Genomic DNA, 21,247 nt, shown 5'->3' with positions numbered 1-21,247 from the left:
CGGGACAATGCCACGCAAGGAACGTCCGCTCGACGCGGGCGACTCAGCGGTGCTCACGTTCGCGCGCGAGCTCAGATCGTTGCGGGAGAAGGCGGGCAGGCCCACCTACCGCGAGCTGAGCTCCGTCACGCACTACTCGGAGGCGGCGCTGTCGCAGGCCGCCGCCGGGCGCAAGCTGCCGACGCTGCAAGTCACGCTCGCCTACGTGCGCGCGTGCGGCGGCTCGGAGGAGGAGTGGGAACGCCGCTGGTACGACACGGCCGCCGACGAACCGCAGCCAGAACCCGACGCGGCGTCGCCGTACGTGGGCCTCGCCGCGTTCCAGCAGGACGACGCCGATCGGTTCTTCGGCCGCGCGAAGCTGATCACCCAGCTCGAGAACCTGGTCGAGAAGCACCGCGTCGTCCTCGTCGTCGGGGCTTCGGGTGCCGGCAAGTCGTCGCTGCTCAGGGCTGGCCTCCTGGCACGGCTCGGTGACCGCGCGGTCCTTCTCAAACCCCTCGACGAAGTCCCGGACGCCACCGACGCGGTGCTCGTCGTCGACCAGTTCGAGGAGATCTTCACGCTCTGCCAGGACCGCGAGGCCCGGAGGCGGTTCGTGGAAAGGATCACCGCGCACAAAGTGGTGCTGGGCGTGCGAGCGGACTTCTACGGCCACTGCACGGACTTCCCCGCCCTGGTCAACGCCATGGGCACCGCACAGCTCACCGTCGGCCCCATGACCACCGACGAGCTGAGAGCCGCCATCATCCAGCCCGCGCGTACAACCGGACACGCCGTCGAGACCGCGCTGGTGTCCGAACTCGTCGCGCACTGCGCCGAGCACGCGGGCGCGCTGCCGTTGCTCTCGCACGCCCTGCTGGAGACCTGGCACCGGCGCAAGGGCAACACCCTGACGCTGCAAGGCTTCCGCGCCGCCGGAGGGTTCGAGGGCGCGCTGACCCGCACGGCCGAGTCCGTCTACGCCAACCTGACCCACCAACAACAAGAGGTCGTGCGCGAGCTGTTCATCCGGCTCACCGCGGTCGGCGACAACACCGAGGACACCAAACGCCGCATCCACCGCACCGAGATCGACGAACCGGAAGCCGCACTCGTCCTCGAAGCCCTGACCACGCACCGGCTCGTCACGGTCGACCAGGACCGGATCGAGATCACCCACGAGGCGTTGATCCGCTGCTGGCCGCGGCTGAAGGAGTGGCTGGCGGCCGACCGCGACGGCCTGCGCGCCCACCGCGACCTGGTCGAGTCCGCCGCCGTCTGGGAGTCGCTCGACCGCGACGCCGGCTCACTCCTGCGCGGCGCCCGGCTCGCGTCGTTCCGCTCGTGGCTCACCGACCCGCCGCACCCGCTGAGCACCCGCGAACGCGCTTTCCTGACCGCGAGCCTCACCGCGGAGTCCGCCGAGCTCGCGTCGAATCGCCGGAGCCGCCGAAGACTCCAGGTGTTCGTCGCTCTGCTCGGCGTGCTCCTCCTCGCGACCACCGCGGTCAGCATCGCCGCACTTCGGGCCAGTTCCGAGGCGACCAACCAGCGCAACACCGCCCTCTCGCAGAAGGTCGCCCAGGACGTCAAACGCCTCCGCGCCACCGACCCCGCGATGGCCGCCCAACTCGCGCTCGCCGCCTACAAACTCTCGCCCACAACAGACGCCCGTAGCGCGCTCCTCAGCTCGTTCACGCCCTCCTACGCGACACGCCTGGCCCACCACCACGACCACGTCAACGCCGTCGCGTACTCACCGCAACGCAAGCTGCTCGCCACCTCCGGCAAGGACCGGCGCGTCCAACTGGTCGACGTCTCCGACCCGCACCACCCGCGCGAGACGTTCACCCTCACCACCCACACCGACAACATCACGCACGTCGCGTTCAACCCTGACGGCACGATGCTCGCCACGGCCGGATGGGACCGCACGGCCCGTCTCTGGGACACCACCAGCGGCCACGCCATCGCGGTGATCAACCACGCCGACCAGGTCAACGCCGTGGCGTTCAGCGGCAAGATCCTCGCCACCGCGAGCACCGACAAGACCGTGCGGCTGTGGGACCTCACCAACCCACGTGAACCACGCCGCATCGCCGAGTTCGCCCACTCCGACAAGGTCATCTCGATCGCGTTCAGCCCGACCGAACCGCTGCTCGTCGCCGGTGCGTGGGACGGCAACACCCGCGTGTGGCACCTCGACGGCACCTACCGCGACCTGCCCGGCAAAGGCCCTGTGCACGCCGTCGCGTTCAGCCCGGACGGCCGCAAGATCGCCGCGAGCAGCGACAAAGCAATCCAGCTCTGGCCCACCGGCGGCGGCGAACCGCGGATCCTGGCCGGCCACACCGACGTCGTGCGCGGCCTGGCGTTCAGCCCGGACGGCCGCCTGGCCAGCACCAGCGTCGACCGCACCGTCCGCGTCTGGGACCAGGGCGACCCGCTCGTGCTGTCCGGCCACACCGCCGCGGTCGTCGGCGCGGCGTTCGTCGGCACCGCCCTGGCCACCGCGAGCGACGACAACACGGCAAGGCTCTGGGAGCTGCCCGGCGACCTCGTCCAGGCCCACAGCGACTCGGTGTACTCAGTGGCGACCAACGGCGCGTTGACGGCAACGGGCAGCTACGACCGCACGGTCAAACTCTGGCAGGACGGCCGCCTGAAAGCCGTCCTCACCGGCCCTCAGGACGCCGTGAACACCGTCCGGTTCTCGCCGGACGGCAAGACGCTGTTCGCCGCCGGCGCCGACCACCGCGTCCACCGCTGGACGATCGACGGGACACCTATCCCGGCTCTCGAAGGCCACACCGACGCGGTCAACACCCTGGCCGTCAGCCCCGACGGCACGCTCCTCGCGACCGGCAGCACCGACCGCACCATCGTCGTGTGGGACGCGCGGACCGGCACGTCGCTGGCCACCCTCCACGGCCACGCCGACTCGGTCGAGTCACTCGCCTTCAGCCCCGACAGCCGCCTCCTCGCCAGCGGATCGAGCGACTTCAGCGTCCGGATCTGGGACGTCGCGAGCCGCAGCGTCGTCACGCACCTCTCGAACCAGGGCCACGCGGTGAAGTCGGTGGCGTTCAGCCCGGACGGCACGAACCTCGCCGCCGGAGGCACCGACTTCACCGTCCGCGTCTGGCACCTCCCCACCGGCACCCCCACCGAGCTCACCGGCCACACCGACACCGTGCACGCGGTCGCGTTCTCCCCCGACGGCAGAACGCTCGCGAGCGCGAGTGCCGACCACGACGTGCGGCTGTGGCGCCTCGACGGCCCGCTCGCCACCCTGTCCGGCCACACCGAACGGGTCTACGCGCTGGCGTTCTCCCCCGACGGAACGCTGCTCAGCGCGGGCGGCGACCGCACGGTCCGGCGGTGGGAGACCGATGCCGCACACGCCACCCACCGCGTGTGCGCCACGGCCTCCCCGCCGCTGACGGTCCAGGACTGGGACCGCCACCTCCCCGACGTCGGCTTCACCCCCGTGTGCCCCTAGGACGACCTGGGCAGACCCACCTCTTCGCATCTCATGCCGACCTGTCTAGCCGCCGGGGATTGGTCACGTTCGAGGTCAGCGCGTTGAACAACAAATCTTGAACATCGGTAGGGTCACGCCGGGTGAAGAGCTGTCAGGTCTACGCCAGGCGCGGCGACCTCTTCGTCGTCCCCCAGGCCAGGACGGCGGACGGCTTCTGGATCTCGTGGCCGCCGTTCGCCAAGGTCCCGCAGGACTCACCCGACGTCGGTGCGCTCGTTCTCGCCGCACTGGACGCGACCGCGCACGACGTCCCGACGCCGAACTTCCGCACCGAGCCGATGCCGATCACGCCGGTGCTCGCCCTCGCGGGGGTGAAGTCGTGGGCGACCTTCGTCAAGGGCGCCGAACTCGTCGCGGTCGATCTCGACGACGGCCGGCTGTCGCTCTCGCCGATGGTGAACGGGGGCAGCCGCGAGGGGTTCAGCTACCCCGCCGCCGAACGGGTCGTGCGCACCACGGAGGTCGACGCCGACACGATCGGGCAGCTGCTCAAGGACCTGTGGACAGCTTCCGCTTGAAGTCCGGGCACTCCACCAACGGCTCGTGCGTGCACGTCGAGGCGTGGTCGAGGCTGTCGCGCATGCGCACCAACCGCGCGATGTCCTCGTTCAGCACGGCGACCTTCTCCGCCATCTTCGCGCGCAACGCGGTGTCGCCCGGCGTCGCGACCAGGAACCCGCTGATCTCCGCGATCGAGAAGCCGGCCCGCCGCGCGCAGTTGATCAGCTCCAGCCGTTCCAGCACCTCGGGGTCGTAGGTGCGGCGCAGGCCGTTGCGGCCGCTCGGCGTGAGCAGCCCCTTCTTCTCGTAGAACCGCAGAGCTGAGGGCGCGAGGCCCGTTTTCTCAGCGACTTCGGCGATGTCCAGCACGCCGACCAGGCTAATCACGATCTTGACAATCCTCGAACAAATCCCGAACCCCGCCCGGTTGCGGGTCCGGCAACGTACCGCCCCGAACGTTTCCTTGAGAGGGGTAGAGCATGAAACTGAGACGGGTGGTCTTAGGTCTGTCGATCGCCGCCACGCTGCTGGCGAGCGGCGTCCCGGCGTCGGCGGCCCTACCGGCACGTCTCTCCGTATCGGGCGCGAACGTCGTCGACCCGAACGGAAACCCGATCGTGCTGCGGGGGTACAACTGGGGCCATTGGGGGACGCTCCAGCCGCAGGACCCCGGCGCCCACGTGGCGGCGGGCGCCAACTCGGTGCGGATCCCGTTGCGCTGGTGGGGTGAGTGGAAGGACGACGTCGACAGCCGCGACGAGAACCCGGACAACGCCAGCCACATCAAGCAAGGGCATCTCGACGAGCTCACGCGCACCATCGAGCAGGCGAGCGCGGCGGGCTTGTGGATCACGCTGTTCGTCGACTCGGACTACGGCCAGGGCGCGGGCGGCAGGCCCGACAACTTCTGGACCAACCCCGTGATGAAGCAGCAGTTCAAAGAGGTCTGGCAGTTCCTCGTCAAGAAGTACAAGACCATGCCCTACATGGGCGCGTTCGAGATCCTGCCCGAGCCGAAGCCGGTCGGGCAGAGCGACGCCAAGGTGAGGCAGTTCTACGACGAGATGACCCTGGCGATCCGCGAGATCGACCGCCGCACGCCGGTCGTGGTGGGGCCCAACAACAACTACGCCTGCAGCAGTCTCGAGGGCGCCTACACCACGATCGACACGAAGGTCATCTACACCTGCAACTACTTCATCTTCGAGAACCCGCTGAACCGGATCGGCACGATCACCAAGTTCCGCCAGGACCACAACGTGCCGGTGTGGATCAACCAGGTCGGCATCGAGGGCTGCAACGACGACACGGAAGCCTTGGGGAAGGCTGACCAGGTTCTCGACGCCTTCAAGAAGAACAGCATCGGCTGGGCGTGGTGGACCTACCGGCTCAACGGCACCAACCCGTGCACGCACGGCATCTACTACCTCGACCCGAGCGCGCCGGGCGGCTGGAAGCTCAAGAAGAACTGGCGGAACTTGGTGAACGGCTACCTCGCCGCATGACCGGTTCCTCCACGTAACGCCAGCTGAGCGCCGCCGCCACGACCGTGAGCACCGCCGCGATCGGTCCGGCGGCGGCGCCCAGCTCCGGGCGCAGCCACAGCGTCAGCGGGTAGTTCCACAGGTAGGCGCCGTAGGAGAGCACGCCCAGCGCCACCAGCGGACGCACCGGTGTCGCCACCTGCTCCCACTTCGACCAGACCAGCAGCAGCACCGCCGTGCAGCCCGCGATCGCAGGGCCCGCGACCAGGTAGGTCAACGGATGTCCGCGCAACGGGACCACCGACAGCACGGCCAGACCCGTCAACGCGACCGGCACAGTCCACCGAGGCGCGCTCGTCAGCTTCAGCCTGGTCGCCGCACCGATCACGAAGCACACGAACCACGACGTCGGCAGCGCGTAGGCGTTGTCGGCGTTCGGCCACAACCAGATCAACGTCGCCGTGCACGCCGCGAGCGCCGCCAGTGCGGTGACGGCCAGCGCCGCACCCGTCCTGCCACGCACCCACGCGAAGGCCAGCAAAGCGGGCCACAGCAGGTAGAACTGCTCCTCGGTGGCGAGCGTCCAGCTGTGGAACGCCGCCGGGCTGACTCCGCCGATCGGCAGGTTGCCCGTGAACGTCACCAGCACGAGCGCCGTCCTGAGCAGCTTGTCCCGCTCCCCCAACGGGTCGAACACGAGCGTGACCACGGCGAAGATCACCGTCAACGCCAGCAACGCGGGCAACAACCGTCGTACCCGGCGCAGGTAGAACCGCTTGAAGTCGACCCGTCCCCTGGCCTGCAGCTCCCGGCTCAGCACACCGGTGATCAGGTAGCCGCTCAACGTGAAGAACACGACCACGCCGACCACACCGGCGCCGGGAAACACGTCGGGGAACGCGTGGCGCAGCATCACCAGCAGAATGGCGATGCCGCGCAGCACGTCCAGTCCGGCGATGCGCTTCACCGCATCGCTCCCCGCACCAGCTTGTCGAGAAGGTCCGAATAGGACAGTCCCACCGTCGCGAACATCTTGGGCACCTGCGACTCCGCGGTCATGCCCGGCATGGTGTTGACCTCGTTGAGCACCAGGCCATCGGCAGTCAGGAAGAAGTCGACCCGCGCCAGCCCACGACACCCCAGGGCTTCGTAGACCCGCAGTGCCGCGTCTTCGAGACCCTTCAGCTCCGTGTCGTCCAACGGCGCCGGGATGACGAACTTCGCGCTGCCGTCGTACTTCACGGTCGTGTCGAACAAGCCCGGCACCTGGATCTCCAGCGGCGGTCCGGTCCGGCGGCCCTCGTCCGGGTCGTCGAGCACCGCGATGTCGATCTCCCGGCCGGTCAGCACCTCCTCGACCAGCACCCGGTCGTCGAGCTCCAACGCCTGCCGGACAGCGGGTTCGAGATCCTCCTCGCGTTCGACGAGCTGCACGCCGAAGCTCGACCCCGCCGCCACCGGCTTCACCACGACGGGGCCGGTGAAGTCCACAGTGGACGCGTCGGTGACCAGCCGCGCCCGAGCGGTGCGCACTCCGACCGCTTCCGCGACCAGCTTGGTGGCCCACTTGTCCATCGCCAACGCACCGGCCCGCAACGGCGAACCCACATAGGGCACACCGGCGAGCTCGCACAGTCCGGCCAACGTGCCGTCCTCGCCCAGCGGCCCGTGGACCAGCGGCAACACGACGTCGCAGCTCGCGATCACGTCCAGAGCGGCCGCGAGACTGCCGGCCGCCAGCGTGTCGAGCACCTGGCCGTCCGTCCCGTGCCACCGGCCGTCACGCCCGATCGTGAGCGACACGGCCTCGTACTTCGCCGGGTCGAGCGCGGACCGCACCGACGCCGCCGACGCGACCGACACGTCGTGCTCGCAGTTCTGCCCGCCACCGATCACGGCGACCCTGATGGTCCTCAACGCACAATCCTCCGCACCCTCGCCCCAATGCCGGTCACAGCGCCCCGAACGCCCCTCAACCCACTGCCCTCCGCACCCTCGCCCCAATGCCGGTCACGATCTCGTGCGGGATGGTTCCCGCCCAGGCAGCCCAGTCCCCCACCGTCGGCTCGCCCTCGTCCCCCGGTCCGAACACCACAGCCTCGTCACCCGGCGTCACCGGGTCGTCCCCCACGTCGACCACGGCCTGGTCCATCGAGATCACCCCGACGACCGGCCTGCGACGTCCGTTCAAGAACACCTCCGCGCGGCCGGAAGCCGCGCGCGGCACCCCGTCCGCGTACCCGACCGGCAGCAGCGCCAACGTGGTCGCGCGCTCAGTCACGTGCGAATGGCCGTACCCCACACCAGTTCCCGCGTCGACCCGGCGAACCTGGACCACCGGCGCGGTGAACCGCAACGCGGAACGCAGCCGGGTGGTGCCGGACGGGTCGATCCCCACCAGACCGGCGCCGATCCGGATCATGTCCAGATGGCTGCCGGGGTCCGTCAGCGCCGCGCTCGTCGCGGCCAAATGCCTCACCGCCGGCCGCAGTCCGGCCTGGCGAGCCATTTCCACGCCCTGGACGAGCGCCCGCCGGCCCGGACCGTTGGCACCCGGTGTGTCCGCACACGGCAGATGTCCCATCACTCCGACGACCGAGACCTTCCCGGCCAGTTCCGCACGCCGGGCCGCGGACATCAGCGCCAGCCACGTGGCCGGCGCGGCGCCGTCGCGGGCCATGCCGGTGTCCAGCTGCAGGTGCACGCGAACCGGAACGGCGGCCTGTTCGATCACCGCGAGGTGGTGCAGGCTCGGCACGGTCAGGTCGATCCCGTACCGCGCCGCCGCGTGCACGTCGACGTCGACCGGGTTGAGCCAGCTGAGGATCGGAACGTCCACACCGGACTCCCGCGCCGCGACCGCCTCGGCCAGCGACGTGACACCGACCCACGTCGCACCCGACGCGACGGCCGTGCGCGCGACGTCTCCGAGGCCGTGCCCGAACCCGTCCGCCTTGACCACGGCCATGACCTCGCCGCGAGCCAGCTCCACGAACCGCCGGGTGTTGGCGGCGACCGCACTGGGATCGACCGACAGCCGCGGCTCGGCCGAGGCGTGGCGGATGCTCGTCACGAGCGCGCCCACGCAGGCACCTCCACCGGTCCGTAGAGGGCGTGGTCGGCGCCGGTCATCAGGGCCCAGTACCGGTCGCCGTACGACCAGTGCCACCACTCGGTCGGGTAGTTCACCAGTCCGGCGCCGCTCAGCGCGTCAGCCAGGATCGTCCGGTTGCGCCGCGCCTCCTCGTCGACCTCGGCGCTGAAGAAGCACGCGCCGCCGCTCTGCTCGGGCGTCGCGTCGATCTTCGTGCCCATCCACAGCTCGTCGCCCCAGTCGTCGACCAGCGTGAGGTCCACCGCCGCCCCCGCGACGTGCGGCGCGACGGCCAGCGGCGCCACGAACCGGCTCGAGAGGCGGTTCAGCTCGACCTCGTCGGCCGACGGGTGGAGCTCGCGCAGCTCGTCGGTGTACCGCTCGATGATCGCGTTCTGGTCGGCGATGCTGCGGTGCCCCTCGACCACCCGCAGGTCCACACCGGACGGAAGCGCGTTGCGCGCGTCGACGAGCCTGAGCGCCAGCCCTTGCCTGACCAGCACGTCAGGCGCGAATATCAGTGGTACCAACGGATCTTCGTTGTCGAGCACGCGCACGGCGCGCACGACCGGATCAGCCAGCAGGATGGTCATGAGGCCAACCTAGGAACGCGCCGCGTTCCCGGACTCCTCCTGAAGGTCACCCCCGCACGCCGAACGGCCGGTTCGAGAGCGCGAACATCAGCCGTTCGGCCGAGGGCTTGACTTGAACCGCGCTTCAAGTCGCACGCTGGCCGGCATGAAGATCCACCACCTGAACTGCGGTTCCGTGCGCCAGATCGACCCCACCTACGAAGGTCTGCCGTCCGCCGCGGCCGTGAACCACTGCCTGCTGATCGAGACCGCCCGAAGTGGACTCGTGCTGGTCGAAACAGGACTCGGCCTCGACGACGTCCGCCACCCGTCCGACACTCTCGGCGCGGCCTGGGTCGACATGGCCCAGCCAGTGCTGGACGAGTCCGAAACCGCTCTGCGCCAGGTGGAACGGCTCGGCTATTCGGTTTCCGACGTGCGGCACGTCCTCGTCACGCACCTCGACGTCGACCACTGCGGCGGCCTGCCGGATTTCCCTCACGCCACGGTCCACGTACTGGATGCGGAACTGAGGGCCGCGGTGGCTGAGGCGCCGAGCTTCCGCTACCGCCCAGCGCATTGGGCGCACGGTCCACAGTGGCGCACCTACGAGTCCACAGGAGAGGCGTGGTTCGGCTTCGAGGCGATCCAGCCCGTCGGTCTCCCCGAGGAGTTCAAGCTCGTCCCGATGGGTGGCCACACCGCCGGCCACACAGGCGTCGCGGTGCACGACGGCACCCGTTGGCTCCTGCACTGCGGTGACGCCTACTACTACCACCGCGAACTGGACGCCGACCCCGAACCGCACCCGGTGCTCGACATCGTGCAGACCCGTTCCGAGGTCGACCACGGCGAACGCGTCAACACCCAGGCCCGGTTGCGGATCCTCGCCCAGCAGCACACCGGCGAGGTCACCCTCTTCAGCGCACACGACCCGTGGGAATTCGGCAGACTGGCGTCGTGACCTTCTTGAGGAAGTGCTGACGTGCACGCCGCCGGCCTGGTGCTGCACCCGCAACGCGACTCCGCCGACGCCGTCGCCGCCGTGCTCGGCTGGGCGACCAACCGCGGTGTCGAGATCCTCGGCATCAAAGACGAGATCCAGCGACTCCGCTGCGAGGCCACCCCGGTCTCCGCGGAGGAGCTGGGCCGCCGCGCCGACCTGCTCGTGAGCCTCGGCGGCGACGGCACGATGCTGCGCGCCATGCGCATGGCCGACGGCGAGCACGCCCCGGTGCTGGGCGTCAACCTGGGCAAACTCGGCTTCCTCGCGGAGGTCGACGTGCCGGACCTGCCCGCGGCCCTGAGCGCGATCGACGCCCACGACTTCACCGTCGAACCCCGGCTGGCGGTGGACGCGGAGTTCAGTGGCGGCAAGGTGACTGCGTTCAACGACATCGCCGTGGTCCGCGTGCCGGGCGACGGCAGCGCCCGCGTCGCCGTCCGCGTGGCCGGTCAGCCGTTCGTCAGCTACGCGGCGGACGCGGTCATCGTCGCGACCCCGACCGGCTCGACGGCCTACAGCTTCAGCGCCGGTGGCCCGATCACCAGCCCGTCGGTGGAGGCTTTGCTGGTCACGCCCGCCGCACCGCACTCCGCGTACAGCCGCGGCGTGGTGCTGTCGGTGCACGACGAGGTGGAGCTCGACCTGCTGCCGTCGAGCGGCAGGCTCGCGGTCGAGGTCGACGGCATCGTGGCGGGCTACGTCCAGCCGGGCGAGCGGGTGTCGTTGCGCGCCAGGCCCGGCGCCGCGCGGGTGGTGCGGCTCGGGATGACGACGTTCTACCAGCGGGCCCGCCGCAAGCTGCAGCTCACGGACTCGGCGGAGCTGACGTGATCCTTCGCGAGTGGACCGTCGACGACGCGGCCTGGTACGCCGAGGCCACCAAGGACGCCGAAGTCCAGCGCTACACCGCCGATCCGCCCACGCTCACCGCCGACCAGGTCGCTCAGGCGATCGAAGCCCGGCGGGACCACCCGTCCGCCACGTCGTTCTGCATCGAGGACGCCGGTGAGCGCTGCGGCAACGTGGCGGTCGACGTCGAGGACGGCATCGGTCACGTGTCCTATCTGGTCGCGGCGCCCGCGCGCGGGAAAGGGTTGGCCACCAAGGCACTCACGTCGTTCGTGGCGTGGATCTTCGCTCACCACGACGTCACCGAGCTGAGGTTGTGGGCGCACCGCGACAACATCGGTTCGCGCAAGGTCGCCGAGCGCGCCGGGTTCGTCCGCGATCCCGCACGCGACGCGGACCGGGAGATCAAGGGATCGATCTGGCCAACTGTCGCTTATCGGCACTCTGGCTGAAGAGGACATCTCGACCTAGGCTGCACCGGCGCTCGGCGAGCGCCGGGCTGAATGGGGGCACCGAGAATGTCTGAGTTGAACAGACGCAGCATGTTCGCGTTGGGGGCGGGCATCGCGGCGATGGGTGCGGCGGGCACCGGGGTCGCGTCCGCCGGCACCGACCACGAAGCGGACCTGCCTGGCTTCAAGCACAACTACGCCCAGGTCAACGGGGTGCGCCTGCACTACGTTTCCGGTGGGCGCGGCGAGCCTCTGGTGCTGCTGCCGGGCTGGCCGCAGACGTGGTGGGAGTACCACAAGATCATGCCCGCGCTGGCCACGAAGTTCCGCGTGATCGTGGTGGACCTGCGCGGCATGGGCGGGTCGTCGAAACCTTTGGCCGGCTACGACAAGAAGACGATGGCGGCCGACGTCCACGAGCTCGTGCGCAAGCTCGGGTACTCGAGCGTCAACATCGCCGGGCACGACATCGGCAGCCAGGTCGCGTTCAGCTTCGCGGCCAACTTCCCTTCCGCCACCCGCAAGGTGGCGCTGATGGACGTGCTGCACCCCGACGAGGGCTACTACCAGATCCCGCTGCTGCCGCCGCCCGGCGGTTTCAGCCTGTGGTGGTTCGCGTTCAACCAGGTGCAGACGCTGCCGGAACAGTTGCTCACCGGGCGGTTCCGCTACCTGCTCGACTACCTCTTCTCGAACACCGCGGCCAACCCGGCCGCGATCGACGAGCGCTCGCGCCAGATCTACGCGCGGGCCTACAACTCGCCGGACGCGATCAGGGCGGGCAACGGCTGGTACCAGTCGTTCCACCAGGACATCGCCGACGGCAAGACCTACGCGAAGCTGACGCCGCCGGTGCTGGGGCTCGCGTCCATGTTCTCGTACCAGGACATGGTGGCGGCGCTGCCGAAGGTCGCGGTCGACGGCAAGGCCGTCATGGTCGAGGGTTCCGGGCACTGGCTCTCGGAGGAACAGCCTGACGCCGTCGCTCGTGAGCTCGCGCAGTTCTTCGGCTAGGAGAGGCCGGATCGCGCGTCGCGGTGGCGGCGCGCGATCAGCCGAACGGCGGGCGGTTGCGGAAGCACTCCACGTGCAGGGTGCTGCCGCGGAGCACGCCAGTCTCGATCGACGCGGGAAAGTCGCTTTCATCCTCGTAGAGCAGATGGCCGAAGTAGAACGTGCACGCCGCGCTCGCCTCGCGTTCAAGAGCCCGGAACCTCTTGCCCTGCACCGACCAGCCGCGGTTGAGCGGGCGGTGCTGGGGAAAGATGTTCGGCCCGAACTCACCTCCCGAGAGGTGCGGGATCAGATGTCCCCGATCGGTGGGAGTGCCATCGGGTGATGGCGGCAGCGGAAACCCGCGTTGGTAGGAGACGTCTCGCGAGGCGATGTCGTGAGGTGTGACCGCCCACGCGGCCACGGTGCGTTCCGCCCGGCTGCTGTCGGCCCCGGCGGTGTCGTAGAGGTAGGTGGCCGTCTGCATCGTGAACTCCACCAGGCAGGAGTCTGCCCACTCGCGCCGGTAGTGGTCGGCCGCCGCGTCCAGGAGGGCCTGGCCGACCAGATCGGGTGTCAGCGGTCTTGGGAGGTCGTGCACCAAATCCGCGTAGGCGAGCGACAGCGTCGTCACCGTTCTGTTCTACCCCGCGGCGGCGCGTGCCGGTGATCACCTGCATCATCTGCGCATGCGCAGCTCACTGTTCAACCACCAGGAACGGTCCGTCGAGCCCGGCAGTTTCCAGCTGCAGAACGACCGCATGCTGAAGGTGGACCTCACCGGCAGCGGCGGGCACTTCTTCGCCAAGCAGGGGTCGATGGTCGCCTACCAGGGCGATGTCGACTTCGCCTACGAGGGCGCCGGCGGCATCGGCAAGCTGTTCAAGAAGGCCTTCACCGGCGAAGGCATGTCGCTGATGAAGGTGTCGGGCAGCGGCGACGTGTTCCTCGCCCAGGACGCCGACGAGATCTTCGTGCTCTACCTCGAGGACGAGGGCGTCACCGTCAACGGCAAGAACGTGCTCGCCTTCGACAGCACGCTCAAGTGGGACATCAACCGCACCGAAGGCGCGTCGATGCTCAGCGGCGGCCTGTTCAACACCACGTTCACGGGTACGGGTGCGCTGGCCGTCACGGCTTACGGGACGCCGGTCGTGCTGAACGTCGACGTGCCGACGTTCGTCGACATGCAGTCCGCCGTGCTGTGGTCCACCTCCTTGAAGTCCTCGATCCGCAAGACGGCCAAGCTCGGTGCCGTCATCGGGCGTGGTTCCGGTGAGGCGTACCAGCTCGCGCTGACGGGTCAGGGCATCGTCGTCGTGCAGGCGTCGGAAGGGCACCCGATCCCGACTGCCCAGTGACGCCTGGGGATCGTCTCAGCGCGCGGTCGCACACCGCCTCGCGTCGTGGTGCGCGGCCATCCGCACCGGGGCGTTGACCACGCCGAAGCCGCGGTAGTCCCCGATCCGTTGCACCACCTCGAAGAACACCCGAGCACCGGCCAGCTCGGTGTAGAAGTGCAGGAACTCTCCGTGCTCGTCGCGGTCGTAGAGCACGGAGAGTTCGCGCAACGCCCTGATCCGTTCGGCGGGCAGGCCGGTGCGAGCGGCGAGGTCGTCGTAGTAGTTGGCGGGGATCTCCAGCACCCGCGCGCCCAACGACCGCAACGCCTGCGCACTGGCCACCGCGTCCGTGCACGAGAAGGCGATGTGCTGCGGTTCCCGCACGGCGGGCGCCCACTCGCCGCGGCGCACCAGGGCGGAGTCCAGCGACAACCGGATGCCTCCGCTGACACCTCGGCCGCGCACCAGGCCGTGCGGTGCCGCGAACTCCGTCGTGGCACCCGGTTCGAGGCCGAGCACCGACCGGTAGAAGAGGGTGGCCTCGTCGAAGTTGTCGAACGGCTGGGTCAGGGAGACGTGGTCGATGCCGGTGAGGCCGGCCGACGGCGCCGCCTCGCCGGTCGGGGTGAAGTCGGTGATCCAGTCGTCGCCGGAGCAGAAGAAGATCTGGGTTCCGTCCGGTGCGGCGATCGCGGTCAGCGGTGCCTCACCCGGACCGGCTGTGCGCGACAACGCGGGAGCGAGCAGGCTCTGCGCACGCAGCCCGGCCGCAGCGGGGTCCGACACCGTGATGCCGAACGCGCCGATGGTGCCGGGTTCGCCCGACCCGTTCACCAGCACCCGCGCCTCGCCCTGGGTCCACAGCTCCACCGGCTTCGACCGGTGCACGCCCGCCCTCGTGAACCCCAGCGAGGCCAGGCCGGACTCGCCGACCATTTCGGCGAACGCGTAGCCCGTCGGGGCGGGCGCGGCCGGAACGTCCAGCAGTCCCAAGGAGTCCTTCAACGCCAGCAGTGACCGCATCGCGTCCACCGCGGCCCGCTGCGGGTCGGACTGGCGGAAGACGTCGTTGAACACCTCCAGCGACAGCGGTCCGGAGTAGCCGGCGGCGAGGACGTGACCGGTGAACGCGGTCAGGTCGAAGTCGCCCTGGCCGGGGAAGAGCCGGTGGTGGCGGCTCCACTGCAGCACGTCCATCGGCAACGTCGGCGCGTCCGCCAGCTGCAGGAAGAAGATCTTCTCGCCGGGGATCGCGCGGATCGCCCGCGGATCGTCCCCTTTGGACAGGATGTGGAAGCTGTCGAGGCACACGCCGAGCGACGGGTGCGCGGCGCGGCGCACGATCCGCCACGCGTGCTCGTACCCGTTGACGTATCGACCCCAGGCCAGGGCCTCGTAGGCGATCCGCAGGCCGCGTTCGGCCGCCCGCGAGGCGAGCAGGTGCAGCTGCTCGGCCGCGAGATCGTCGTCGTCGATGGCGTCGGGTGACACCGAGGAGCACACGAGGATCGTGTCGACGCCCAGGTCGGCCATGACGTCGAACTTGCGTTCGGCGCGGCGCAGGTTGGCGGCGAGCACGTCCGGCGGCACGGCCTCGAAGTCGCGGAACGGCTGGTAGAGGTCGATGCTCAGGCCGAGGTCGGCGCACCGCTTGCGGATCTCGGCGGGTCCGGGACGTGCGGCGAGCAGGTCGTTCTCGAACAGCTCGACGCCGTCGAAGCCCGCGTTCGCCGCCGCGGTGAGCTTGTCCTCGAGCGTGCCGGACAGGCAGACGGTGGCGATGCCGGTGCGCGGGTCAGGCCGCATGGGCGGGTTCCCCTTCCATCTCCTCGAAGTGGGCGAGCATCCGCGCCGCGTCGGGCTGGACGCCGGTGAACAGCCGCATGGACTCGGCGGCCTGCAGGACGACCATGCCGCCGCCGTGCAGCACGCGGCAGCCCCGCGCCCGTGCCGCGGCCAGCAGCGCCGTTTCCAGGGGCCGGTAGACGATGTCGGCGACCCAGAGATCCTCACGCAGCAACGACTCGTCGATCGGCAGCCCCGGATGCGCGGCCATGCCGGTGGGGGTCGCGTGGACCAGACCGTCGGCCGTGCGGACGGCGCTCGGCTCGCACGTTCCAGCCCGCTCCGCACCGAACCGGCGCCGCAAAGCCTCCACCAGCGCTGCGGCGCGGGCCGGGTCGACGTCGTGGACACCGAGCCGCGCGGTGCCGAGCGACAGCAGTGCGTGACCCACGGCCGCGCCCGCGCCACCCGCACCCAGCAGGACGACCTCCTCCATCGCGACGTCCGGCAGGCCGCGGCTCAGGCTGTGGGCGAACCCGGTCGCGTCGGTGTTGTGCCCGATCGCCTTGCCGTTCCTCAGGACCACGGTGTTGACGGCGCCCAGCGCGGCCGCCTCGGGGTCGAGCTCGTCCAGGTGCGGCAGGATCGCCTGCTTGGCGGGATGGGTGATGTTCAGGCCGTCGAACCCCGCGGTCCGCGCCGCCGCCAGCACCTCACCCGGTGGCAGGCGGAGAACGTCGAGGTCGAGCAGGCGGTAGACGTAGCGCAGCCCGAGCCGGTCCGCCTCGCGTTCGTGCAGCGCCGGGCTCAGCGACGGACCGATGCCGGATCCGACGAGCCCGATCAGGTAGCTGGACACTCGGCCTCCGTAATGTACGAACTAGTGAGTTCACCGTAGCGCACGCACCCGGCCGCAGGAAGTACTCCACTAGAGTTGACTGGTCAGCCGTTGATCGAAGGGGTACCTGGTGGCCGCACCGTCGTCGTCCGAGGCCGAGCGCCAGCGGGACAAGGACCGCACCCGCGCGGACATCCTGGACGTGGCCACCCGGGAGTTCGCCGACAAGGGCTACACCGGCGCGCGCGTGGACGAGATCGCCGAGCGCACCAGCACCACGAAGCGGATGATCTACTACTACTTCGGCGGCAAGGAGCAGCTCTACATCGCCGTGCTGGAACGCGCCTACTCCGCGATCCGCGCGCTGGAGGCCTCGGTCGACGTCGAGCACCTCGACCCCGAGGTCGCGATCCGCAGGCTCGCCGAGGTCACCTTCGACCACCACGAGGCGAACCCGGACTTCATCCGGCTGGTCAGCATCGAGAACATCCACCACGCCAAGCACATCGCGCGCTCCGAGATCCTGGCCGGCCTCGCGAACCCCGCGCTCGACGGACTCACCCGCGCGCTCGACCGCGGCCGCGAGTCCGGACGCTTCCGCGCTGACGTGGACGCACTCGACATCCACCAGGTGATCAGCTCGTTCTGCGTGTTCAGGCTCGCGAACCGGCACACGTTCGCCGCGATCTTCGGACGGGACATGCTCGACCCGGCGCGACGCGAACACCACCGGCGCATGCTGAGCGACCTGGTGATCGACTACTTGACGAGCTAGAAACCAACCCTTGACACGACGGGGTCGCGTGTCCGAGCGTTAATTAACTAACTAGAACGTACATCGGAGTACGCCGTGACCACATCGATGGCCCGCAAGACCGCGCTGGCGGCCTGGATCGGCAGCGCCCTGGAGTACTACGACTTCTTCATCTACGGCACGGCCGCGGCACTGGTGTTCAACAAGGTCTTCTTCCCCGCGACCTCACCCGCGACCGGAACCCTGCTCGCGCTCGCCACGTTCGGCGTGGGCTACCTCGCCCGCCCGGTCGGCGCCTTCGTGCTCGGGCACGTCGGCGACCGCTTCGGACGCAAGAAAGTCCTGGTGTTCACGCTGTTGCTGATGGGCGTGACGACGTTCGCCGTGGGCTGCCTGCCGACCTACGCCTCGGTCGGTGTCCTCGCGCCGGTGCTGCTCGTCGTTCTCCGCCTGCTGCAAGGACTTTCCGCGTCGGGCGAGCAGGCAGGCGCGAACTCGATGTCGCTGGAACACGCGCCGGAAGATCGGCGCGGCTACTTCACCAGCTTCACCCTGAGCGGCACCCAGGCAGGGCAGATCCTGGCGACCGCGATCTTCCTGCCCGTCGCCGCACTCCCCCAGGACGACCTGCTGTCGTGGGGCTGGCGGGTGCCGTTCTGGTGCAGCGCGCTCGTGGTCGTCGTCGGTCTCGTCATCCGGCGCAAGATCGACGAGACGGCCGAGTTCAAGCGCACGAAGGTGGCCAAGCTCCCGGTCGCCGTGCTGTTCCGCTCCCACTGGCGGGACGTCCTGCGGGTCGTCGTCGCGGCCACCATCGCGTCGGTCAGCACCATCTTCACCGTCTACGCGCTGAGCTACGCGGTCAACACCATCGGCCTGCCGCGCACGTCGATGCTGTGGGTGGGTGTGCTCGCGAACGTGGTCGCGCTCGCCGCGATCCCGTTGCTGGCAGGGCTTTCCGACCGGATCGGTCGCAAGCCCGTGTTCATCGCCGGCTGCGTCGGGTGCGCGATCCTGATCTTCCCGTACCTGTGGTCGATCTCGATCGGCTCGCTCCCGCTGGTGTTCGTGTTCGGCATCCTGATGTTCGGGGTCGTCTACTCCGGGATCAACGGGATCTGGCCGTCGCTGTACGGCGAGATGTTCAGCACGGAGGTCCGGTTGTCCGGCATGGCGATCGGCACCCAGTTCGGGTTCGCGATCGCGGGCCTCGCGCCCAGCGTGGTGTCCGCGATCGGCTCCGGCCGGGACGGCTGGGTGGGCGTCGCGATCTTCACCGCCGCGGTGTGCGCGCTGAGCGCGGCGGCGATCGCGACCGGGCGCGAGACGTTCCGGCGCCCGACCGCGGAACTCGGGCTTCCAGCAAGGGAAACGCGGGTTCCCGCCACGGTTCAGGCCTGACGCCTCGGGATGAACGCCGCGACCACGCACGCGAGCAGCGCGGTCGCGGCACCCAGGGCCATGATGAGCTTGAAGCTGAACGGGATCGTCGCCTGCGTGAGCACGACACCCGCCACCGCGCTGGAGGTCGACGTGCCGATCGCGCGCATCAACGTGTTGAGGCTGTTGGCCGCAGCGGTTTCCGACGTCGGCACGGACGACATGATCAGAGCCGGCATCGCGCCATAGGCCAGGCCGATGCCCGCGCCGATCACCGCCGACACCACGACCAGGTGCCACACCGCGGTCATCAGGAAAATGCCCGCGCCATAACCCAAAGCGACGACGACCGTGCCCAGCATCAGCGTGACGCGAGGTCCGCGCGCCGTCGTGATCCGCGCGGACACCGGCGCCGTCGCCATCATCACCAGCCCGGACGGCACCAGCACGAGGCCCGTCACGAGCAACGACTGCCCGAGGCCGTGGCCGGTCGACGCCGGCAGCTGCAGGATCTGCGGCAGCACCAACGACTGCGCGAACATCGAGAACGCGAACACCGCTGAGGCGATGTTGGTCAGCAGCACCTGACGACGGGCCGTGGTGCGCAGGTCGACGAGCGGCTCGCGCGACCGCAGCTCCCACCAGCCCCACACCGCGAGCACCACCGCCGCCCCGCCGAACAGACCCGTGGTCGTCCCGGCACTCCACGTCGACGCCTTGGACACGCCGAGCAGCAGACACACCAATGCGACGGAAAGCCCGACGGCGCCGAGGAAGTCGAACCGGCCACCGCTGCGAACAGGCGACTCGGGCACCACGACCAGCACCGCGACGAGGACGATCACACCTGCCGCCGCCGACGTCCAGAACAGGTTGTGCCAGTCGCTCTGCTCGGCCAGGAACGCCGCCGCGGGCAGACCCAGCGCGCCGCCGACGCCCAGCGAAGCGCTCATCAGCGCCGTTGCCGAGGCGAGGCGTTCGACCGGCAGTTCGTCGCGCATGATGCTGATGCCGAGCGGGATCACGCCGACCGCCAGCCCCTGGATCACGCGGCCGACGATCATCGGCACCAGCGAGTAGCTGAGCGCGGCGACCACCGAGCCGCCGATCAGCATCATCAGGCTGACGAGCAGCATGCGGCGCTTGCCGTACATGTCGCCGAGCCTGCCCACGACGGGTGTCGCGACCGCGCTGGCCAGCAGCGTCGAGGTGATCACCCACGTCGTGTCGCCCGGTGACGAGCCCAGGAGCTGCGGAAATCTCGGCAGGAGCGGGATCACCAGCGTCTGCATCAGCGACACGACGATGCCGCCCATCGCGAGCACGGCCACGACCACGTTCGGGCGCGTCGCCGGACGCGTCTCTTCTAGGAGCACGTGCCCCAGTCTAAGTCAGTCAGTTGACTTAAATGAACCCTGTCGGCATGGTGGAAAAGGAGACACCCACCACCACGAAGGAAGTCTTCGATGTCCGAAGTAGACGATCTGCCGCGTTTCCCCTTCGAGTCGGACGCGGCTCTCGAACCCCCTGCCGAGTGGGCTGAGCTGCGGTCGAAATGCCCAGTGGCACACGTGAAACTCGCGAGCGGAGACCAGGCCGCGCTGCTCACCAGGCACGCGGACGTGAAGCAGATCCTGTCCGACCCGCGCTTCACCAGGCCGACTCCGCACGACGACGCCGCCCGCATCGCCGACAGCGAGGACGGCGGCATCTTCAACAGCGAGATGGCCGAGGTGATCCCGCAGTCCGGCGAGGCGCACCTGACGTGGCGGCGCGGCATCGGCAAGTGGTTCACGGCCAAGCGGATGAACGCGCTGCGGCCGGGGATCGCCGCGATGGCCGAGCAGCTGATCGACGAGATGGTGCTCAAGGGCGCGCCCGCGGATCTCAAGGCGTCCCTCGGTTTTCCGCTGCCCGTCTGGGTCATCTGCGACATGCTCGGCGTGCCGGACCACGACCGCGACCAGTTCTCGCACTGGTCGGACACGATGCTCAGCATGACCCGCTTCAGCGAGGCCGAGATGAAGGCGGCCGAGCAGGAGTTCGGCCGGTACATGGCGGGACACGTCGCGGCCAAGCGGGAGAACCCGGGCGAGGACCTGCTCAGCGCGCTGGTCACCGACCCGGAGCCGATGTCCGACCGGACGCTGATCGCCACCGGCATCGGGTTGCTGATCGCGGGCCACGAGACGACCGCGAACATGATCACGAAGATGGTCGCGATGCTGCTGGAGGACCGCAGCCGCTGGGAAGCACTCCTGGCCGACCCGTCGCTGGTGCGCACCGCAGTGGAGGAAGCGCTCCGGCTGGACGCCAACGCGGGTGTCGGCATGGCGCGCTATCTGACCGAGGACGTGGAGATCGGCGGCACGCTCCTGCCGCGCGGCACCACCGCGATGTGCAGCATGGCGGCGGCGAACCGGGACGAGGAGACGTTCGAGAACGCGTCCTCGATGGACCTGCGTCGCAGCCCCAACCAGCACCTCGCTTTCGGCGCCGGAGCCCACGCCTGCCTGGGTCAGCCACTCGCCAGGACCGAGCTCCAGGTGGTGCTCGAAGTGCTGTTGAGCAAGCTCCCGTCGCTGGACCTGGCGGTTCCGGTGCAAGATCTACGCCGGGTCGAGGGGCTCGTCGTGGGCGGGCTCGTGGAACTACCGGTGCGATGGTGAG

The 21,247-nt window shown here is 69.5% G+C and carries 20 protein-coding genes; 11 read left to right on the top strand and 9 right to left on the bottom strand.

Features of this window, described 5'->3' with window-relative positions:
* Window positions 1-7 precede the first annotated feature (7 nt).
* Together AB0M24_RS13305 and AB0M24_RS13300 are read left to right on the top strand one after the other, a co-directional pair.
* Window positions 8-3,484 carry a helix-turn-helix domain-containing protein gene (locus tag AB0M24_RS13305; RefSeq protein WP_363765507.1) on the top strand — a complete coding sequence of 1,159 codons (3,477 nt, stop codon included), beginning with the start codon at window positions 8-10 and terminating at the stop codon, window positions 3,482-3,484.
* A 122-nt stretch (window positions 3,485-3,606) separates the two neighbouring features.
* On the top strand, window positions 3,607-4,044 hold the full coding sequence (locus tag AB0M24_RS13300) for a hypothetical protein (protein ID WP_363765505.1): 438 nt from the start codon (window positions 3,607-3,609) through the stop codon (window positions 4,042-4,044).
* Here AB0M24_RS13300 and AB0M24_RS13295 read toward each other — a convergent pair.
* Complete coding sequence (locus AB0M24_RS13295) at window positions 4,016-4,414, bottom strand: MerR family transcriptional regulator (RefSeq protein WP_363765502.1); 399 nt, start codon at window positions 4,412-4,414, stop codon at window positions 4,016-4,018. The genes AB0M24_RS13300 and AB0M24_RS13295 overlap by 29 nt on opposite strands.
* Window positions 4,415-4,506: 92 nt before the next feature.
* Between AB0M24_RS13295 and AB0M24_RS13290 the strand changes: the two genes are divergently transcribed.
* Window positions 4,507-5,532, top strand: coding sequence for a cellulase family glycosylhydrolase (locus AB0M24_RS13290; RefSeq protein WP_363765499.1), 1,026 nt, complete (start codon window positions 4,507-4,509; stop codon window positions 5,530-5,532).
* Here AB0M24_RS13290 and AB0M24_RS13285 read toward each other — a convergent pair.
* Genes AB0M24_RS13285 through AB0M24_RS13270 form a run of 4 tightly spaced genes read right to left on the bottom strand, consistent with a single transcriptional unit; the run spans window position 5,486 to window position 9,198 of the window.
* Window positions 5,486-6,478, bottom strand: coding sequence for an acyltransferase (locus tag AB0M24_RS13285; RefSeq protein WP_363765496.1), 993 nt, complete (start codon window positions 6,476-6,478; stop codon window positions 5,486-5,488). The two genes, AB0M24_RS13290 and AB0M24_RS13285, sit on opposite strands and share 47 nt — an antisense overlap.
* Complete coding sequence (locus AB0M24_RS13280) at window positions 6,475-7,428, bottom strand: D-alanine--D-alanine ligase family protein (RefSeq protein ID WP_363765493.1); 954 nt, start codon at window positions 7,426-7,428, stop codon at window positions 6,475-6,477. The genes AB0M24_RS13285 and AB0M24_RS13280 overlap by 4 nt, the downstream gene beginning before the upstream one ends.
* 55 nt (window positions 7,429-7,483) lie before the next feature.
* Window positions 7,484-8,596: an alanine racemase gene (gene alr / locus AB0M24_RS13275; protein ID WP_363765490.1), complete on the bottom strand. Its 1,113-nt coding sequence runs from the start codon at window positions 8,594-8,596 to the stop codon at window positions 7,484-7,486.
* Window positions 8,581-9,198: a M15 family metallopeptidase gene (locus AB0M24_RS13270; RefSeq protein ID WP_363765487.1), complete on the bottom strand. Its 618-nt coding sequence runs from the start codon at window positions 9,196-9,198 to the stop codon at window positions 8,581-8,583. The genes alr and AB0M24_RS13270 overlap by 16 nt, the downstream gene beginning before the upstream one ends.
* Window positions 9,199-9,343: 145 nt before the next feature.
* Between AB0M24_RS13270 and AB0M24_RS13265 the strand changes: the two genes are divergently transcribed.
* From AB0M24_RS13265 to AB0M24_RS13250, 4 genes are all read left to right on the top strand, one after another.
* Window positions 9,344-10,141 carry an MBL fold metallo-hydrolase gene (locus AB0M24_RS13265; RefSeq protein WP_363765484.1) on the top strand — a complete coding sequence of 266 codons (798 nt, stop codon included), beginning with the start codon at window positions 9,344-9,346 and terminating at the stop codon, window positions 10,139-10,141.
* Between the two features lie 21 nt (window positions 10,142-10,162).
* Entirely contained in the window at window positions 10,163-11,014 is an 852-nt protein-coding gene (locus AB0M24_RS13260; protein ID WP_363765481.1) for an NAD(+)/NADH kinase, read from the top strand.
* Window positions 11,011-11,484: a GNAT family N-acetyltransferase gene (locus AB0M24_RS13255; RefSeq protein WP_363765477.1), complete on the top strand. Its 474-nt coding sequence runs from the start codon at window positions 11,011-11,013 to the stop codon at window positions 11,482-11,484. The genes AB0M24_RS13260 and AB0M24_RS13255 overlap by 4 nt, the downstream gene beginning before the upstream one ends.
* Window positions 11,485-11,550: 66 nt before the next feature.
* Window positions 11,551-12,498: an alpha/beta hydrolase gene (locus AB0M24_RS13250; protein ID WP_363765474.1), complete on the top strand. Its 948-nt coding sequence runs from the start codon at window positions 11,551-11,553 to the stop codon at window positions 12,496-12,498.
* A 37-nt stretch (window positions 12,499-12,535) separates the two neighbouring features.
* Here the strand turns inward: AB0M24_RS13250 and AB0M24_RS13245 are convergent, their stop codons facing one another.
* The gene (locus tag AB0M24_RS13245) at window positions 12,536-13,111 is read right to left on the bottom strand and encodes a hypothetical protein (protein WP_363765471.1); all 576 of its coding nucleotides are present in this window, start codon (window positions 13,109-13,111) and stop codon (window positions 12,536-12,538) included.
* A 55-nt stretch (window positions 13,112-13,166) separates the two neighbouring features.
* Here AB0M24_RS13245 and AB0M24_RS13240 point away from each other — a divergent pair, with 55 nt between their 5' ends.
* On the top strand, window positions 13,167-13,838 hold the full coding sequence (locus AB0M24_RS13240) for an AIM24 family protein (RefSeq protein ID WP_363765468.1): 672 nt from the start codon (window positions 13,167-13,169) through the stop codon (window positions 13,836-13,838).
* A 15-nt stretch (window positions 13,839-13,853) separates the two neighbouring features.
* Here AB0M24_RS13240 and AB0M24_RS13235 read toward each other — a convergent pair whose 3' ends face one another.
* Both AB0M24_RS13235 and AB0M24_RS13230 read right to left on the bottom strand, forming a co-directional pair.
* Window positions 13,854-15,626 (bottom strand): TIM barrel protein, encoded by a 1,773-nt coding sequence (locus AB0M24_RS13235; protein WP_363765465.1) that lies wholly within the window; start codon window positions 15,624-15,626, stop codon window positions 13,854-13,856.
* A complete protein-coding gene (locus AB0M24_RS13230; RefSeq protein WP_363765462.1) occupies window positions 15,616-16,464 on the bottom strand; it encodes a shikimate dehydrogenase in 849 nt (282 codons plus the stop codon). The genes AB0M24_RS13235 and AB0M24_RS13230 overlap by 11 nt, the downstream gene beginning before the upstream one ends.
* Before the next feature lie 109 nt (window positions 16,465-16,573).
* Between AB0M24_RS13230 and AB0M24_RS13225 the strand changes: the two genes are divergently transcribed.
* Both AB0M24_RS13225 and AB0M24_RS13220 read left to right on the top strand, forming a co-directional pair.
* Entirely contained in the window at window positions 16,574-17,218 is a 645-nt protein-coding gene (locus AB0M24_RS13225) for a TetR/AcrR family transcriptional regulator (protein ID WP_363765459.1), read from the top strand.
* Window positions 17,219-17,293: 75 nt separating this feature from the next.
* Window positions 17,294-18,598 carry an MFS transporter gene (locus tag AB0M24_RS13220; protein ID WP_363765456.1) on the top strand — a complete coding sequence of 435 codons (1,305 nt, stop codon included), beginning with the start codon at window positions 17,294-17,296 and terminating at the stop codon, window positions 18,596-18,598.
* Here AB0M24_RS13220 and AB0M24_RS13215 read toward each other — a convergent pair.
* A complete protein-coding gene (locus tag AB0M24_RS13215) occupies window positions 18,589-19,893 on the bottom strand; it encodes an MFS transporter (protein WP_363765750.1) in 1,305 nt (434 codons plus the stop codon). The two genes, AB0M24_RS13220 and AB0M24_RS13215, sit on opposite strands and share 10 nt — an antisense overlap.
* 150 nt (window positions 19,894-20,043) lie before the next feature.
* Between AB0M24_RS13215 and AB0M24_RS13210 the strand changes: the two genes are divergently transcribed.
* Complete coding sequence (locus AB0M24_RS13210) at window positions 20,044-21,246, top strand: cytochrome P450 (protein WP_363765453.1); 1,203 nt, start codon at window positions 20,044-20,046, stop codon at window positions 21,244-21,246.
* Window position 21,247 lies beyond the last annotated feature (1 nt).

Origin of the sequence: Lentzea sp. NPDC051838, assembly GCF_040681245.1 — a bacterium.
Taxonomy (GTDB): domain Bacteria; phylum Actinomycetota; class Actinomycetes; order Mycobacteriales; family Pseudonocardiaceae; genus Lentzea.
Note: the sequence above shows the minus strand (reverse complement) of the source record. Positions and strands in the feature narration are given on the sequence as shown.